14 protein-coding genes are annotated in these 16,634 nt (G+C 56.5%); 7 read left to right on the top strand and 7 right to left on the bottom strand.

What is annotated here, in order from left to right; genetic code table 11:
• The first annotated feature begins 34 nt into the window (after nucleotides 1–34).
• Both AAIE03_RS15570 and AAIE03_RS15575 read left to right on the top strand, forming a co-directional pair.
• The gene (locus AAIE03_RS15570) at nucleotides 35–493 is read left to right on the top strand and encodes a DNA polymerase III subunit chi (protein ID WP_013024391.1); all 459 of its coding nucleotides are present in this window, start codon (nucleotides 35–37) and stop codon (nucleotides 491–493) included.
• 5 nt (nucleotides 494–498) lie between these two features.
• Entirely contained in the window at nucleotides 499–3,354 is a 2,856-nt protein-coding gene (locus tag AAIE03_RS15575; RefSeq protein WP_013024389.1) for a valine--tRNA ligase, read from the top strand.
• Between the two features lie 48 nt (nucleotides 3,355–3,402).
• Here the strand turns inward: AAIE03_RS15575 and AAIE03_RS15580 are convergent, their stop codons facing one another.
• Nucleotides 3,403–4,623, bottom strand: a complete 1,221-nt coding sequence (locus tag AAIE03_RS15580; RefSeq protein WP_024472189.1) for a hypothetical protein — start codon at nucleotides 4,621–4,623, stop codon at nucleotides 3,403–3,405.
• Nucleotides 4,624–4,673: 50 nt separating this feature from the next.
• Between AAIE03_RS15580 and AAIE03_RS15585 the strand changes: the two genes are divergently transcribed.
• The gene (locus AAIE03_RS15585; protein WP_024472190.1) at nucleotides 4,674–5,210 is read left to right on the top strand and encodes a GNAT family N-acetyltransferase; all 537 of its coding nucleotides are present in this window, start codon (nucleotides 4,674–4,676) and stop codon (nucleotides 5,208–5,210) included.
• Nucleotides 5,211–5,215: 5 nt separating this feature from the next.
• On the opposite strand, the gene miaE is transcribed toward AAIE03_RS15585, so the two are convergent.
• Nucleotides 5,216–5,977: a tRNA isopentenyl-2-thiomethyl-A-37 hydroxylase MiaE gene (miaE, locus tag AAIE03_RS15590; protein WP_015701078.1), complete on the bottom strand. Its 762-nt coding sequence runs from the start codon at nucleotides 5,975–5,977 to the stop codon at nucleotides 5,216–5,218.
• Between the two features lie 56 nt (nucleotides 5,978–6,033).
• Nucleotides 6,034–6,456: a ribonuclease E inhibitor RraB gene (gene rraB / locus AAIE03_RS15595; RefSeq protein ID WP_013024385.1), complete on the bottom strand. Its 423-nt coding sequence runs from the start codon at nucleotides 6,454–6,456 to the stop codon at nucleotides 6,034–6,036.
• A gap of 163 nt (nucleotides 6,457–6,619) precedes the next feature.
• On the opposite strand from rraB, the gene argF reads away from it, so the two are divergent.
• The 4 genes from argF to ridA all read left to right on the top strand — a co-directional run bounded on the left by argF (nucleotide 6,620) and on the right by ridA (nucleotide 9,753).
• On the top strand, nucleotides 6,620–7,627 hold the full coding sequence (gene argF / locus AAIE03_RS15600) for an ornithine carbamoyltransferase (protein ID WP_014595181.1): 1,008 nt from the start codon (nucleotides 6,620–6,622) through the stop codon (nucleotides 7,625–7,627).
• A gap of 245 nt (nucleotides 7,628–7,872) precedes the next feature.
• On the top strand, nucleotides 7,873–8,808 hold the full coding sequence (gene pyrB, locus AAIE03_RS15605; protein WP_013024383.1) for an aspartate carbamoyltransferase: 936 nt from the start codon (nucleotides 7,873–7,875) through the stop codon (nucleotides 8,806–8,808).
• An 11-nt stretch (nucleotides 8,809–8,819) separates the two neighbouring features.
• A complete protein-coding gene (gene pyrI / locus AAIE03_RS15610) occupies nucleotides 8,820–9,284 on the top strand; it encodes an aspartate carbamoyltransferase regulatory subunit (RefSeq protein WP_013024382.1) in 465 nt (154 codons plus the stop codon).
• 82 nt (nucleotides 9,285–9,366) lie between these two features.
• A complete protein-coding gene (gene ridA, locus AAIE03_RS15615) occupies nucleotides 9,367–9,753 on the top strand; it encodes a 2-iminobutanoate/2-iminopropanoate deaminase (protein ID WP_014606727.1) in 387 nt (128 codons plus the stop codon).
• Between the two features lie 88 nt (nucleotides 9,754–9,841).
• Here ridA and AAIE03_RS15620 read toward each other — a convergent pair whose 3' ends face one another.
• The 4 genes from AAIE03_RS15620 to AAIE03_RS15635 form a co-directional block, all read right to left on the bottom strand.
• Nucleotides 9,842–11,491, bottom strand: a complete 1,650-nt coding sequence (locus AAIE03_RS15620) for a methyl-accepting chemotaxis protein (protein ID WP_145031406.1) — start codon at nucleotides 11,489–11,491, stop codon at nucleotides 9,842–9,844.
• A 320-nt stretch (nucleotides 11,492–11,811) separates the two neighbouring features.
• Entirely contained in the window at nucleotides 11,812–13,005 is a 1,194-nt protein-coding gene (lplT, locus tag AAIE03_RS15625; RefSeq protein ID WP_498563080.1) for a lysophospholipid transporter LplT, read from the bottom strand.
• On the bottom strand, nucleotides 13,002–15,152 hold the full coding sequence (gene aas / locus AAIE03_RS15630) for a bifunctional acyl-ACP--phospholipid O-acyltransferase/long-chain-fatty-acid--ACP ligase (RefSeq protein WP_028715975.1): 2,151 nt from the start codon (nucleotides 15,150–15,152) through the stop codon (nucleotides 13,002–13,004). The genes lplT and aas overlap by 4 nt, the downstream gene beginning before the upstream one ends.
• A 96-nt stretch (nucleotides 15,153–15,248) precedes the next feature.
• On the bottom strand, nucleotides 15,249–16,634 hold the full coding sequence (locus AAIE03_RS15635) for an efflux transporter outer membrane subunit (protein WP_014595177.1): 1,386 nt from the start codon (nucleotides 16,632–16,634) through the stop codon (nucleotides 15,249–15,251).

Raw genomic sequence — 16,634 nt, forward strand, 5'->3', positions numbered from 1 at the left:
ACTCCGCCCTTCTTTTCTTTAAACAGGCAATTCGATGAAAAACGCAACCTTCTACGTGTTGGAAACCGATGCATCCAGCGATGGCTTAAGCGCCGTTGAAGCGCTGGTGTGCGATCTGGCGGAAACACGCTGGCGGGCCGGTAAGCGGGTGCTCATCGCCTGTGAAGATGAGCAGCAAGCCATTCGGCTTGATGAGGCGCTGTGGCAGCGCCCCGCCAACGCCTTTGTGCCGCACAATCTCGCCGGGGAAGGTCCGCGCTACGGCGCACCGGTTGAGCTGGCATGGCCGCAGCGTCGGGGCAATTCGCCACGCGACCTGCTGATCAGCCTGCTGCCGCAGTTCGCAGATTTTGCTACTGCTTTCCATGAAGTGATAGACTTCGTTCCTTACGAAGACGCTCTCAAACAGCTGGCGCGCGATCGCTACAAAGCGTATCGCAGCGTTGGCTTCCAATTGAATACGGCAACGCCGCCACAGCCGCAAACGACATAGCAGAAATGGATAAGACATATAACCCGCAAGATATCGAGCAGCCGCTTTACGAGCATTGGGAAAAGCAGGGCTACTTCAAACCGAATGGCGACACCAGCCAGGAAAGCTTTTGCATCATGATCCCGCCGCCGAACGTCACCGGTAGCTTGCACATGGGTCACGCCTTCCAGCAAACCATCATGGACACCATGATCCGCTACCAGCGCATGCAGGGCAAAAATACCCTGTGGCAGGCCGGTACCGATCACGCAGGCATCGCCACCCAGATGGTGGTTGAGCGCAAGATCGCCGCAGAAGAAGGCAAAACCCGTCAGGATTACGGTCGCGATGCGTTCATCGACAAAATCTGGCAGTGGAAAGCTGAATCGGGCGGCACCATTACCCGCCAGATGCGCCGCCTGGGCAACTCGGTTGACTGGGAGCGCGAGCGTTTCACCATGGACGATGGCCTGTCTAATGCGGTGAAAGAAGTGTTTGTGCGCCTGTACAAAGAAAACCTGATTTACCGTGGCAAGCGCCTGGTGAACTGGGATCCGAAGCTGCGTACGGCAATCTCTGACCTGGAAGTGGAAAACCGCGAGAGCAAAGGCTCGATGTGGCACATCCGTTATCCGCTGGCCGATGGCGCGAAAACCGCCGACGGTAAAGATTATCTGGTCGTCGCGACCACCCGTCCGGAAACCCTGTTGGGTGATACCGGCGTGGCGGTAAACCCGGAAGATCCGCGTTACAAAGATCTGATCGGTAAATTTATCATGCTGCCGCTGGTTAACCGCCTGATTCCTGTGGTGGGCGATGAGCACGCCGACATGGAAAAAGGCACCGGCTGCGTGAAAATCACCCCGGCGCATGACTTTAACGACTACGAAGTGGGCCGTCGTCATAAGCTGCCGATGATTAACATCCTGACCTTCGACGGCGATATCCGTGAAAGCGCCCAGGTTTATGACACCAACGGCGAAGCCAGCACCGCTTACAGCGACGCGATTCCTGCTGCTTTCCAGAAGATGGAGCGTTTTGCCGCCCGTAAGGCCATCGTGGCTGCGGTAGACGCGCTGGGCCTGCTGGAAGAGATCAAACCGCATGATCTCACCGTGCCTTACGGCGACCGTGGCGGCGTGGTCATTGAGCCGATGCTGACCGATCAGTGGTACGTGCGTACGGCACCGCTGGCAAAAGTCGCGGTTGAAGCGGTTGAGAATGGCGATATTCAGTTTGTACCGAAGCAGTACGAGAACATGTACTTCTCCTGGATGCGTGATATTCAGGACTGGTGTATTTCCCGTCAGCTGTGGTGGGGACACCGTATTCCGGCCTGGTATGACAACGACGGCAACGTTTATGTGGGTCGTACCGAAGACGAGGTTCGCGCCGAGAACAACCTGGCCGCCGATGTGGCGCTGCGTCAGGACGATGACGTGCTGGACACCTGGTTCTCATCAGGCCTGTGGACCTTCTCGACGCTGGGCTGGCCGGAAAATACCGAAGCCCTGCGCACCTTCCACCCCACCAGCGTGCTGGTGAGTGGCTTCGACATCATCTTCTTCTGGATTGCCCGCATGATCATGCTGACCATGCACTTCATCAAAGATGAAAACGGCAAGCCGCAGGTGCCGTTTAAAACCGTCTACATGACCGGTTTGATCCGCGACGAAGAAGGCCAGAAGATGTCGAAATCCAAGGGTAACGTGATTGACCCGCTGGATATGGTTGACGGCATTTCGCTGGAAGATCTGCTGGAAAAACGCACCGGCAACATGATGCAGCCGCAGCTGGCGGAAAAAATCCGCAAGCGTACCGAGAAGCAGTTCCCGAACGGCATTGAGCCATCAGGTACCGATGCCCTGCGCTTTACGCTGGCGGCGCTGGCCTCAACCGGCCGTGATATCAACTGGGACATGAAGCGCCTGGAAGGTTATCGCAACTTCTGTAACAAGCTGTGGAACGCCAGCCGCTTTGTGCTGATGAACACCGAAGACCAGGACTGCGGTCAGAACGGCGGCGAGATGACGCTGTCGCTGGCGGATCGCTGGATTCTGACCGAGTTCAACCACACGGTAAAAGCCTACCGTGAGGCGCTGGACAGCTATCGTTTCGATATCGCTGCCAACATCCTGTATGACTTCACCTGGAACCAGTTCTGCGACTGGTACCTGGAGCTGACTAAGCCGGTCATGAACAGCGGCAGTGAATCCGAGCTGCGCGGCACGCGCCATACGCTGGTTCACGTACTGGAAGCGCTGCTGCGCCTGGCGCACCCGATCATTCCGTTTATCACGGAAACTATCTGGCAGCGCGTGAAAGGCCTGAAAAACATCAGCGATGACACCATCATGCTGCAGCCGTTCCCGCAGTTTGATGCAGCGAAAGAAGATGCCGAAGCCAAAGCCGACATCGAGTGGATGAAGCAGGCGATCATCGCGGTCCGTAATATCCGTGCGGAGATGAACATCGCGCCCAGCAAGCTGCTGGATGTGCTGCTACGCGACTGCTCCCCGGCGGCCCAGCGCCGCGTTGAGGCCAACCGTAACTTCCTGTCACGCCTGGCGCGACTGGAAAGCCTGACCATTCTGCCTGCGGGCGAGAAAGGCCCGGTGTCGGTGACCAAAATCGTGGAAGGCGCCGAGCTGCTGATCCCGATGGCGGATCTGGTGGATAAAACCGCCGAGCTGGAGCGCCTGGCCAAAGAGCTGCTGAAGCTGGATGTGGAAATCGAGAAGATCCAGACCAAGCTGGCTAACGAAGGCTTTGTGTCCCGTGCCCCGGAAGCGGTCGTTGCCAAAGAGCGCGAGCGCGTCGCCGAGATGGAACAGTCAAAAGCAAAACTGATTGAACAGCAGGCGGTGATTGCCGCGCTGTAATCGTTCTGGTTTGCTTTCGCTAAAGCCCACGCGCCGACGTGGGCTTTTTTATGGCTTCATTTGCGGCGCATTGGGGAGTAGCGCGTTCAAGACCGCCGCCGTCGTCACCTTATCGCCCTTAATCAAGAGACAGTTCTGGCTCATGCCAACCAGGTCCGCTTTGGCTTTCTCATCTGCCTGCCATAGGAAGGCATTCCTTTTCAGCGCCCTTTGCCTGAGCGCCTTTAAACGTGCCGGGCAGATCAGGTGGGTTTCGCCGTTGGTAAATGCCTCGATGCCTGTAATCAAACGTGCATCGCCCGTCGCTTTACTGGGCCCCCAGACAGAAGTGGGGAAGTAATAGGCCGGGAAGTCTTTCGACGGCACGGAAAACACCTTTTCGTGCCAGGACGCCATGCCGACGATTTCAATCGCACGCTGATTAATCTGCACCAGCTGAACAGAAAACAGCGTAAACACGCCGAGGACCAGCCCAGGTGAAAACGCCAAAATGGGTTTGAAGCCATGATGCGCTTTTATTTTATTAGTCAACAGTGAGAACAGCGCCGGCATAAAGAGCAGCAGATATAAACCGGTAATAATAAAATACTGCGGCAGGGTATTTTTCGCTGAGAAATAGATATCACCTGGCAATAGAAACAACAGCGGTAGAAAAGAGACCAGGGATACAAACACGGCGTAAATAACGTAACGAAGATTGATGACAACCACGTTCAAGCTTATTTCCGCCAGACAAAATTTTCTTTTAAGGCGGGTGCTTAAGTCGTTATTCGCCGACCGCATGCGCTTCAGCCTGGCAAGCAACTGGCGGTGATGTTGCTGCCGAAGCCGATTAACTCGGTGATTAACCAAACTGTGTACGCCTGTGGCCACGGCACCTGCCGCGGATAATATCAGCCAGGCATCTGAACTTTCTCCAAAATAGATCGCTGTAAAGGCTGTAAGAAAGGCGCTAAAGGCGGTTATTGCGCAGCAGCCTTCGTTATAGCGCCGCGTCGGGCGAGCTTTTTTGCCCTTTTGCAAGGCGGATAATGAACAGAGCCCGGAGGGAATAAGTAACGTGACCGAAAATACGCTGAAAAACAGTATCGAGGTGATAAGGACAGCAATAACGCCAGCCACATTATTTATTATCAGCGGAAAAACATCCGGCCTGCCAATCCATTGAAAATATGCCCAGACGTTGATAAAGCCGACAATAATAAAGAAAGGGAAAAGGTCTTTAATGGTTTTAAAACTGAAACGGGAAAACACGTTATACGCCTCCATGCACGGTGAACAATATTGCTTTTACCCGACGATAATGCTATTTCTGACGCATGTCTAACCTGATTCCGTCACGCTGCCCCGTTATGATCCCTGATACTCAGCCGCAACCCTTGCTGCGTCCTATCGTCGCCGACGACAATCCTCATATCGCCCGGGTGATCCGCGACGTTTCTGCGGAATTTGGCCTGACGGCGGACAAAGGCTATACCGTGGCCGATCCCAATCTGGACCAGCTTTATGAACTTTACAGCGCCGGGCACAGCGCCTACTGGATTGTGGAACATCAGGGAAAAGTGATGGGCGGCGGCGGCATTGCCCCCCTAGCCTGCAGCGCGCCGGATATCTGTGAGCTGCAAAAGATGTATTTCCTGCCGGGCATCCGTGGCCTCGGCGTGGCGCGTGAACTGGCGCTGCTTGCCATGGAACACGCACGCCAGCGCGGCTTTCGTCGCTGCTATCTGGAAACCACCGGCAGCTTAACCCGCGCCATTAAGCTCTATGAATCGCTGGGTTTTGCCCGCATCGACCATGCGCTGGGCTGTACCGGACATGGTGACTGCGAGTTCAGGATGCTGAAAACGCTGTAATGCGCTTAAAACGCCGGAACACCGCTGTGAAAGCGCAGCTCCGTGTCCGGTTCACTGATTAGCCTGGCCTCCGCTTCCCCAATCGCCCGCACGCGCGCCGAAATGTCTTTCGGTGAGATCTGCGCGGCCAGCGCCAGGTAATCCTGGTAATGCCGGGCTTCTGAACGCAGTAGCGAGATATAAAACTTCTCTAATTCGCTATCCAGATAAGGCGCCAGGCTGGCAAAGCGTTCGCAGGAACGCGCCTCAATATAGGCACCGCAAATCAGCTTATCCACCAGCGTATCGGGTTCGTGGGTGGTCACTTCACGCAGCAGGCCTTTGGCGTAACGGCTTGAGGTGATTTTCTGATAGACCAGCCCGCGCGCCTGCATAATTTCCCACACCTGATAAAAGTGATGCAGCTCTTCTTTGATCAGCAGCACCATTTTCTCAACCAGATCGTCCGCCCAGGGAAGCTCGTTACGCACAATAATGGCTTTGGTCAGATTTTTATGGGCGTTGATAAAATCGCTGTCGCCGTCCTCGCGGAAGATAAAATTCTCGTAAGGCTTCAGCCACGCCAGAATCCGGTCACCGCTGGGTTTGTCGGCAACGTATTTGCGGATCAGCCACACGGCGGTCTGGGCCGCTTTCAGTTCGCATACCAGATGGTCGGTGAGCAGCAGGGTCAGGTTTTCCGGTTTACGCGCCTCAAGGATCCAGGCCTGAGGCGTGCGGCAGAGCAAAAATTGATGTATCGGTTCAAGTAAAGGTGCGTAATTCATGGATGTCAGACAGGGCCGGAGAACAGGAAAGGCGGAGCAGGCTCCGCCGGTGTTGATTAGTGGCGAATGCCGTTGTCGTCTTCGTCGATAGCCTCGCCGTCGTCTTCGTCGTCATCCTGGGCGTTCGGGTCTTCGAAGTAGGTACCCCAGCCGTCATAGTCGACGTTGTATTTGGCTACCAGGTTCACCAACTGCTCCACCTGGGCATCAATCAGCTCCGCTTTCAGCGCGCCTTCGCTGAGGATGTCCACACACATCACGGTAGTGCCGTCTTCCAGCTCCAGCTCTTCTGGCTCGGTGACTTCATAGCCCAGTTTAAAGGCGTCCACCGCCGCTTTTTCCAGCGAGTCGAAGTTGTTACAGGAGAGATGGTGCTCAATGGTATAGAGCGCATCGGGATCGCTGCCATCCTCTAACAGTTCTTCGATGATCAGCCGCGTCTCTTCACGCTGCTCTTCCAACAATGCTTCAAATGCCATGGCGATATCCTCTCTGAGTTCGGCAATAAGTGATTATTTTCCCATACTGCCTGTCGCGCCACTACACAAAACAGAAAAGATTATTCTCGCCAGGGTTGAAAATGCATATTCATACGGTTAAATTGAATTTTAATTCATTATAAACCCCGTACCGGAGTGCTGTATGAGTCAGTTGTATCAACGTCATTTCCTCAGGCTGCTGGATTTTACCCCGGCTGAGATTGACTACTTGCTTACCCTGTCCGCCGAATTAAAACGCGCAAAAAAAACCGCCAGTGAAACCCAGTACCTGAAAGGCAAAAACATCGCGCTCATCTTCGAAAAAGACTCGACCCGTACCCGATGCTCTTTCGAAGTTGCCGCTTACGATCAGGGGGCAAACGTCACTTACCTCGGCCCAAGCGGCAGCCAGATCGGCCATAAAGAGTCGATGAAAGACACCGCGCGCGTGTTAGGCCGCATGTATGACGGTATTCAGTATCGGGGTTACGGTCAGGCACTGGTCGAAACCCTGGCGGAACATGCTGGCGTGCCGGTGTGGAACGGCCTGACCACCGAGTTCCACCCAACGCAGCTGCTGGCCGATCTGCTGACCATGCAGGAGCATCTGCCAGGCAAGCCGCTCAGTGAGATGACCCTGGTGTACGTGGGCGATGCTCGCAACAATATGGGTAACAGCATGCTGGAAGCGGCGGCACAGGTTGGCTTAGATCTGCGTATGGTCGCACCGCAAAGCTGCTGGCCGGAAGCCGACCTGGTGGCCCAGTGCCGTCAGGTTGCCGAACAGAACGGCGGCAAAATCACCCTGACGGCAGATATTGCCGAGGGTGTGAAAGGCGCCGATTTCATCTATACCGACGTCTGGGTTTCCATGGGTGAAGCCAAAGCAGTGTGGGAAGAACGTATTGCCCTGCTGCGCGACTATCAGGTCAATCACGCGATGCTCGCGCTGACCGGCAATCCGCAGGTGAAATTCCTGCACTGCTTACCGGCCTTCCATGACGATCAGACCACGCTGGGCCGTCAGATGGCGGAACAGTACGGCCTGCAGGATGGCATGGAGGTCAGCAATGACGTCTTTGAGTCGGCGCACAGCATCGTATTCGATCAGGCGGAAAACCGGATGCACACCATTAAAGCGGTGATGGTGGCCACGCTGGGACAGCGCTAATCGGGCTGCCGCAAACGTTTACCTGTGGCGCGATTTTTCCTTGATGCGCATGCCTGATGGCGTATAATGCGCCACAATTTGCCGGAGGAAACATGCAACAGCATCGTGCACAATGTGACGCGCTACCTCGCCTCAACGCAGGCGGCACCGCTGTTTCTTTCCGTCATCGAACCGATCTTAAAAAAGCCCCTTTCTAAGGGGCTTTTTTTTGTCCGCAATCCGGCCGCGCCGCAGAGGAGAGAGCTATGGCTAACCCGCTATATCGCAAGCACATCATTTCAATTAACGATCTCAGCCGCGACGAGCTGGAGCTGGTCCTGCACACCGCTGCGCAGCTTAAAGCACATCCCCAGCCGGAACTGCTGAAACATAACGTGATCGCCAGCTGCTTCTTTGAGGCCTCGACCCGCACCCGGCTGTCGTTTGAAACCGCCATCCATCGCCTGGGCGCCTCTGCGGTGGGCTTCGCCGATGGCAGCAATACGTCACTGGGTAAAAAAGGGGAAACCCTGGCCGATACCATTTCAGTTATCAGCACCTACGTGGATGCCATCGTGATGCGTCATCCGCAGGAGGGCGCCGCGCGGCTGGCCACCGAGTTTTCCAACGGCATCCCGATTCTGAATGCCGGAGACGGCGCAAATCAGCACCCAACGCAAACGCTGCTGGACCTGTTCACCATTCGTGAAACCCAGGGGCGCCTCAGCAACCTGAACGTGGCGATGGTGGGTGACCTGAAATATGGGCGCACCGTGCACTCTCTGACCCAGGCGCTGGCGAAGTTTGACGGCAACCGCTTCTTCTTTATCGCCCCGGACGCGCTGGCGATGCCGGCATATATTACCGATATGCTGGACGAGCAAAATATCACCTGGTCACGTCACGACAGCTTTGAAGAGGTGATGCCGGATCTGGATATTCTCTACATGACCCGGGTGCAAAAAGAGCGGCTTGACCCTTCAGAATATGCCAACGTCAAAGCGCAGTTTATTTTACGCGCCGCAGACCTGAACGGTGCGCGCGACAACATGAAGGTGCTGCACCCGCTGCCGCGCATCGATGAAATCACCACCGACGTGGACAGCACGCCGTACGCCTGGTACTTCCAGCAGGCCGGTAACGGCATCTACGCACGCCAGGCTTTACTGGCACTGGTTTTAAACAGCGACACCGCCCTGTAAGGAGTGACAGTATGAGCCAGGATAACAAACTGCAGGTCGAAGCCATCAAAAACGGCACGGTTATCGATCACATCCCTGCGCAGGTAGGCTTTAAGCTCCTGTCGCTGTTTCGCCTGACCGAAACCGACCAGCGCATCACCATCGGCCTGAATCTGCCGTCGGGGGAAATGGGCCGCAAAGATTTGATTAAGATCGAGAACACCTATCTCACGGAAGATCAGATCAATCAGCTGGCGTTTTATGCGCCGCACGCCACCGTCAACCGCATTGATGACTATGAAGTGGTGGCCAAGATCGCCCCTGCGCTACCGGATCGCATCGATCGGGTGCTGACCTGCCCGAACAGCAACTGCATCAGCCGCAGCGAACCGGTGTTCTCCAGCTTCGCCGTGAAGCACCGCGCCGATGAGGTACACCTCAAGTGTAAATACTGTGAGAAAGAGTTCGCCCGTCATGTGGTATTGGGTCACTTTTAATCGGCCCTGCCGCGCTTATAATGAACCGCGTTTTATGGCGGGCAGCGCCTTTGCTGCCCCGGCCTTACTCTAAGGAGAAATGATGTCTCGTGAAATCAGTACGGAAAAAGCCCCAGCGGCTATCGGCCCCTACGTGCAGGGCGTTGATCTCGGCAGCATGATCATCACCTCGGGTCAGATTCCGGTGAACCCGGCCACGGGCGACGTTGCTGAAGACGTATCGGCACAGGCGCGCCAGTCGCTGGAAAACGTGAAGGCGATCGTCGAAGCGGCGGGCCTGAAGGTTGCCGATATCGTGAAAACCACGGTATTCGTGAAAGATTTGAATGACTTTGCGACCGTAAACGCCACCTACGAAGCCTTCTTTACCGAGCACAATGCGCCCTTCCCGGCGCGCTCCTGCGTGGAAGTGGCCCGTCTGCCCAAAGATGTGAAGATTGAGATTGAAGCGATCGCGCTGCGTCGCTGATAAAAAAGCGTGCGCACTGCGTGCGCACGCGGCTTTCAGTCTGGCGTAACTGACCGCCGACCTTTCGTTATATTTTCAAACTGTCCGCTTAAAAACGCTGCCAGTTATCCTGCCCACTTGTCGCCAGTGCCAGCACCGGTTTAGGTGCCCTGACGGCTGCAGGGTTGCGCTGTGGCGTCTCCCCTGAGGCCGACGGACCGGCAAGCGTAAACTTCCGCACCAGCGCAGCAAGCGTATCGGCCTGTTCCTGTAGAGAGAGCGACGCGGCTGAGGCTTCTTCGACCAGGGCCGCATTCTGCTGAGTCACATCGTCCATCTGATTGACCGCCTGATGGACCTGCGAAATTCCCTGACTCTGCTCGGTGGCCGCCGCAGCGATTTCGTTAACCAGATCGGTGACCTGACTGACCGCACCGCGCATCGTCTCCATATTGTGGTTCACGTTATCCGCCTGGGAGGTTCCCGATTCGATCAACGCGTTCGACGACTGAATCAGCCCTTTGATTTCACGGGCAGCGGTGGTGGAACGCTGCGACAGGTTGCGCACTTCGCCTGCTACGACGGCAAAGCCGCGCCCATGTTCGCCGGCACGTGCCGCTTCAACCGCCGCATTGAGCGCCAGAATGTTGGTCTGAAACGCAATGCCTTCAATCAGGGTGATGATGTCGCCCACCTTGCCCGAACTGTCGCGAATCAAGGCCATGGTATTCAGCATGGTATTGAGTGCCGCAGAACTGGTGTCAGAGAGATTGCGCGTGTTTTCTGCAAGGTGACTTGCCTGGCGCGTGTTGTCTGCGGTCTGCCTGACAGTTTCGCTGATCTGGGTCATGCTGGCCGCGGTTTGCTCCAGCGAGGCCGCCTGCTCTTCCGTGCGGGCCGACAAATCTTCATTGCCTGCCGCAATCTGTGCCGATGCACTGCTGACCGACTGTGAGGCGCTGCTGACCGCGTGCAGGGCAGAAGAGATGCTTTCCATCAGGCGATTATACGACCGCGCCATGATGCCGACTTCATCGCGGCGACTGTCATCCGCCTTTAGGGAGAGATCAAGACGGGTGCTGGCGCGCTCCATCACATCACCGATGGCCTTCAGGCTGCGGCGGACGCGCAGGATGGTGAAGATCGTCAGCATGCCCAGCCCGATAATCGTCAGGGCAATACCGGCGGCCATGCCCCATTTGGTCTGCAGGTAGATATGTTGGTTTTGCAGGCGCAACGCTTCGCCAATTTTGCTGTTAAAGTCAAACTGATTGCGATAACTGCTTTTGAGTTGGGTGATGGCGCCGCCGATGCCTTCATCATCACTTAACAGCGCCAGGCTGAGTGCGTTCTGATGCGACCGGGAGGCGTTAAGAAACGCCGGAAGGTTTTGTTTCACCGCCGCGATCAGCTGGAGTGACTTATCCGTCATCGCCCGATCCTCGTCATTAGTAATATCATTATCGACATAATATTTTGTTAATGTCGAAATATCCTCAATGCGTTTTTGGATCACAGCTTCAAGGCTGTCCAGTTTACCGATCTCGTCTTCGGTCTGATGGCGATATAACGCCACCGAGAGGCGATTACTTTCGTCCACCAACCGGTTCAGCACCTTAAGCGAATCAATCGTGTTGACCTGCACATATTCAAATCGCGCCTGAAAACCCGCGAGAAGTGAGATAGTTACGATCCCTAGAATAATTAACGAACCTGCTAAAAGCGAAAAAGCCAGAGAGAGTCTTTGCGTCATATTCATTAAACCGAGCTCCTTTCTTTCCTCCGAGCTAATTCCCGAAGGAAGCCAGAAATTAATCGGCAATATTAAATAAATATTTATTTCAAATTTTTTAACGTTGAATTCGATTTCAAGTTTAAATTAATTATGCATCGTAAAAAATTATCGTGAATAAAATAAAATAAAATAAAATAACAAACAAAAACAATCACCAAACAAACTATATTATTTTGAATATACTGCATCGGTAATTAAAGGATTGTGACAGAGGGAGAGACGTTGATTTCGAGGCAGGAAGGAAAAGCCAAACGGCGGGGCCAGCGCGCCCCGCCGTGGTGACATCAAGGGCGGGAGGACGGCCGCCACAGCCACAGCACGGCAATCGCCAGTGCAAACAGTGCGCCGAAGCCCATGCCGGTCGCCACCGCGGGCGCGCCAGCCCGAATGGCTAAGGTATACAGCCCAAGCATCACCAGCATGGCGGTGTTTTCAACGAGGTTCTGTACCGCGATGGCATTACCGGATCCCACGCTCTGTTTGCCCCGCTCCTGCAGCAGCGCGTTAAGCGGAACCACGAAGAAACCGCCGAGTACGCCAATCACTAACAGCAGCAGGTAAGCATTCAGCAGCGTATGTTGCAGCGAGAAAATTACCACCACGATCCCAATCAGCACACCGGCAGGCATACAGCGGCGCACAGTCTCCAGCGTAACCAGCCTGGCCGCCAGCGCCGCGCCCACGACGATACCGACCGCCACCATGGCATTCAGCGTGGTCGGGGTTTTGTTATCCTGGATCCCCAACGCTACCGGCACCCACAACACCAGCAGAAAACGCAGCGTGACGCCTGCACCCCAGAACATGCTGGTCCCGAGCAGGGAGAAACGCGTTTCAGCGTTGTTCCACAGTACGCGCGTTGCGGCAATAAAGCTGCGCAGCATGGCCGCGAAGTTCCAGCTCTGGCCGGGACGCGCGGCGTGCAGTTTGGGGATAAACAGGTTCGCCGTTACCGCCACGGCATAGGTCAAGGCACAGACCGCCAGCGCGGCAACCAGGTTCCAGTCAGCCAGGATGCCGCCCGCCACCGAGCCCAGTAAGATCGCCGCAATGGTGGAAGCTTCCATCAGCCCGTTGGCTTTGACCAGCTTCTCGTCATGGGCGATTTCCACAAGAATGCCGTATTTGGCGGGCGAATACGCCGCCGCGCCGATCCCCACCAGGGTGTAACCCAGGAAGGGATTGAAGCCAAAGCAGATGATCATCGCACCCAGTAGCTTCAGGCTGTTGGCGAACATCATGACCCGCCCTTTGGCAAAGCTGTCCGCCATCTGCCCCACAAACGGGGCCAGCAGGATATAGGTTGCCACAAACAGCACCTGCAGGATCGGCTGGCTCCAGTCGGGATAGAACTGGTTTTTTAATAATGCCAGGGTGGCAAACAGCAGGGCATTATCGCCGAACGCGGAGAAAAACTGCGCCACCATTACCGCTATCATGCCGCGCGACAATAACGGCGCATCACGTTCTACGATCATGCCTGTTCCTCTTCCGCCATGTTTTTCAGCGTGACATAGTCAGGTTTACCACTGCCCAGAAGGGGCAACGTTTTTACCACGCGAATGTCGCGTGGTACGGCCAGCTCGGCAGCCCCCAGCTCACGCGCGGCTTTTTGCAGGCTCTCGCGTGCCAGTTCGCTGTCGGTAGTAAACAGCACCAATGCTTCACCTCGATTACCGTCAGGGCGCAGCGAGGCCGCATGCTGTTTATCCGAAGAGGCCTTCAGGGCAATCTGCTCGACCACCTCCAGTGACACCATCTCACCGGCTATTTTGGCAAAGCGTTTGGCTCGCCCCTGAATCTGGCAGAAGCCGCCCTCATCAAAGCTGACGATATCGCCGGTATCGTACCAGCCCGCTTCACTCTGGCCTTCGCCGTTATCAGCGGCCGGGGTTTCCAGCACGCCGGGGTTCTCGACCCGCAGATAGCCCTTCATGATGTTAGGGCCACGCAGCTGTAGCTGCCCGCCGTTTTCGATGCCCGGCACCGACATCAGGCGAGAATCCATTCCCGGCAGGATACGGCCCACGGTATGCGCTTTCGCGGCCATCGGCACGTTGATCGCCACCACCGGCGCGCATTCGGTGACGCCATAGCCTTCCAGAATACGAATGCCGTACTTGTCCATATACAGCTGGCGCGTGGTTTCCTGCAACTTCTCTGCCCCGGCCACCACGTAGCGCAGTCGCGCAAAGTCATAGGGCTGGGCAAAGCGGGCATAGTTGCCCAGGAAGGTGGAGGTCCCAAACAGAACGGTGCAGTTACGGTCGTAAACCAGCTCCGGCACGATCCGGTAGTGCAGCGGGCTGGGATAGAGAAAGACCTGCGCCCCGGTCATCAGCGGTGTAAACAGCCCCACGGTCAGGCCAAAAGCATGAAACAGCGGCAGGGCCGACATAAAACGGTCGCGCGGCGTAAAGTCTGCCACGGTACGGATCTGTTCAACGTTGGCCAGCAGGCTTTTGTGCGAGTGCACAACGCCTTTGGGATGGCCTTCCGATCCCGACGTAAACAGCACCATCGCGGCCTCTTCCGGCTGCTGCGCCACCTGGGCCTGGCGCGGCGCGATCAGATGCGCCAGTATCCAGAGCTTGTCTTTGAGCGTGACGGTATCCTTCAGATCTTCCAGGTAGATCCACTGTACCTCTGTCAGGCCCTGCGGCAGGTGCCACAGGTTGCCCTTGTCCAGAAACTGGCGGGACGTAAACACGGTTTTCACTTTTGATGCGGTCAGCGCCGCGCGCATGCCGCTTACGCCAGCGGTATAGTTCAGCATCGCAGGCACGCGCCCACGCAGGGAAGCGCCCAGGATAGCCGCCGCGGTGACCGTGGCGTTAGGCAGCAGCAGCCCTACGTACTCGTTGGGCTGACTGTAACGCTCCAGAATCCGTCCGACGCCCAACGCTTTTTTCAGTAAACCGGTATAGCTGTCCGGTTTGAAATTCACATCTTCAATGCAGCGTTTAAACGCGCCGTAGCGCTGGCGGGCATTGAGGAAAGCCTCAAACAGGGTTTCCCGTGGGCGCACGGCCATGCGTGCTTCCATCATAATGTGATGCAGGTGTTCACCGGCCAGCACGCGACGATCACGGGCGCGTTTCGCTTCAGGCATCGGAATATGGGTGCCGGGTAAAATGCTGAGTGTGATGCGCGGAAACAAACGACGCTTAAAGACGCCCGCCAGGCGACCAAACGGCGTAAACTCGGCGCCTTCAATGCGCATCGGCACCACGGTGGCACCAGATTTTGCGGCGACAAATCCGGCCCCGCTGTAAATTTTCATCAGCGATCCGGTGACGGTAATCCGGCCTTCCGGGAAAATGACCACCGGACGCCCGCTGTCGATCAGCCGCACCAGCTGCTTCAGCCCCAAAGGTTTAGTGGGATCGAGCGGAACAAAATCCACGTACGGCTTGATGAGACGTAAAAACCAGTGCTCGCTGATCGACGAGTAAATCGCAAAAACCGGTTTGATGGGCAAAAACAGCGCCAGCAGCGCCCCATCCAGAAACGAGGTGTGATTCGGGGTAATCAGCACCTTCTGCTTATGCAGTTCAGCGAGATCGCCCCGGAGTTCAACCCGCCACAGCAGGCGGAATACCAGGCGGAAAAAGGTGAATAACATGCCGGCTCCTTAGCATCTTAAAAATAGCCACTCACGATGCAGGATTTAGCCGTAATCGACAACTGATTATTGGCAGATTTCAGCGCTATGCCGCCTTCATGGTGCGGTATGCCAGCCGCCGCCCAGCGCCGCGATCAGCGCCACGCTACTGACCCACTGGGTGCTTTTCAGCGTCAGTAAACTTTGTTGCGCGCTCAGGCTGCTGTTTTCGGTTGTCGCCACATCCAGATAGTCAATCATCCCGGCCTCATACTGATTGCGTGTGACCTGCGCCGAAGTCTGCGCGGCGGCGGTGGCGCGCTGCTGTGCGGCGATTTCGCCCTGCAGCGTGTTCAGTTCCACCAAGCGGTCTTCGACATCCTGCATCGCCGTCAGCACCGTCTGTCGATAGTTCGCCACGCTGGCATCGTAGGCAGCGCGGGCCTGATCCACACTGGCCGAGGTGGCGCCAAAGTCCAGCAGCGAGCCGCTCAGCTCGGGTCCCAGCGACCAGACACGGTTAGGTAACGCGAACAGGTTATGCAGCGCAGAGGCGCTCACGCCGCCGCTGGCGCTGAGGGTGAGATCGGGATAGTACCCGGCGGTGGCAACCCCGATCGCCGCGTTGGCTGCCGCCATTTTACGCTCGGCCATGGCGATATCGGGACGGCGCTGCAGCAGTTCGGCCGGTAAGCCGCCGGGAATCGCCGGTAAGGTTGCCGTCAGGGTTGCGGCAGGCAGGCTGAAATCCGCAGGCGCTTTGCCCACCAGCAGGGCGATCGCATGTTCCATCTGGGCGCGTTGCCACTGATAATCCTGGGCCGAGGCGCTGGCGCTCTCCAGCTGTTGCTGCGCCTGAGCCACCGTGGCGCGGGATTCCGTTCCCGCCTGATACTGGTTCTGTATCACGCTCAGATAGCGCTGATAGGCGGCGATGCTCTGCTGATACAAACCAATTTTTTCGTCCATGATGCGCAACTGGAAGTAGTCTTCCGCCAGCTCGGTCTGGGCGCTCAGGGTGATATTGGCGAGTTCCGCTGCGCTTGCCTGCGCGCTGGCCTGATCCTCTTCCCTTGTCCGACGCAGTTTGCCCCATAAATCCAGCTCCCAACTGGCATTCAGCGCCGCCTGATGGCTGCTGCTGGTGGTGCGCGTGCTGTCAGTGTGGCTGCCGCTCCGCGTCGTACTGGCGTCATAATCCAGGGTGGGAAACAGAGCCGCCCGGGACTGCGCCACCAGCGCCTGCGCCTGGCGGTACTGCGCCGCGTATTCAGCCACATTCTGGTTAGAGAGGCTGACCTGACTGAGCAGGCTGTTTAGCGTGGCATCCTGGTACACCGACCACCATTCGCCCTTGTGCCGATCGTCCTGGGGCGCTGCCTGCTGCCAGCCTCTGGCCTCTTTGTAGTGAACCGGCATCGCCATCAAAGGGCGTTGGTAATCGGGGCCAACAGTACAGCCGCTCAACAGCAGCACCAGCACGGCCGGAAGACGTGATTTCAT

The sequence above is a fragment of the Pantoea sp. Ae19-2 genome (genome assembly GCF_059801205.1).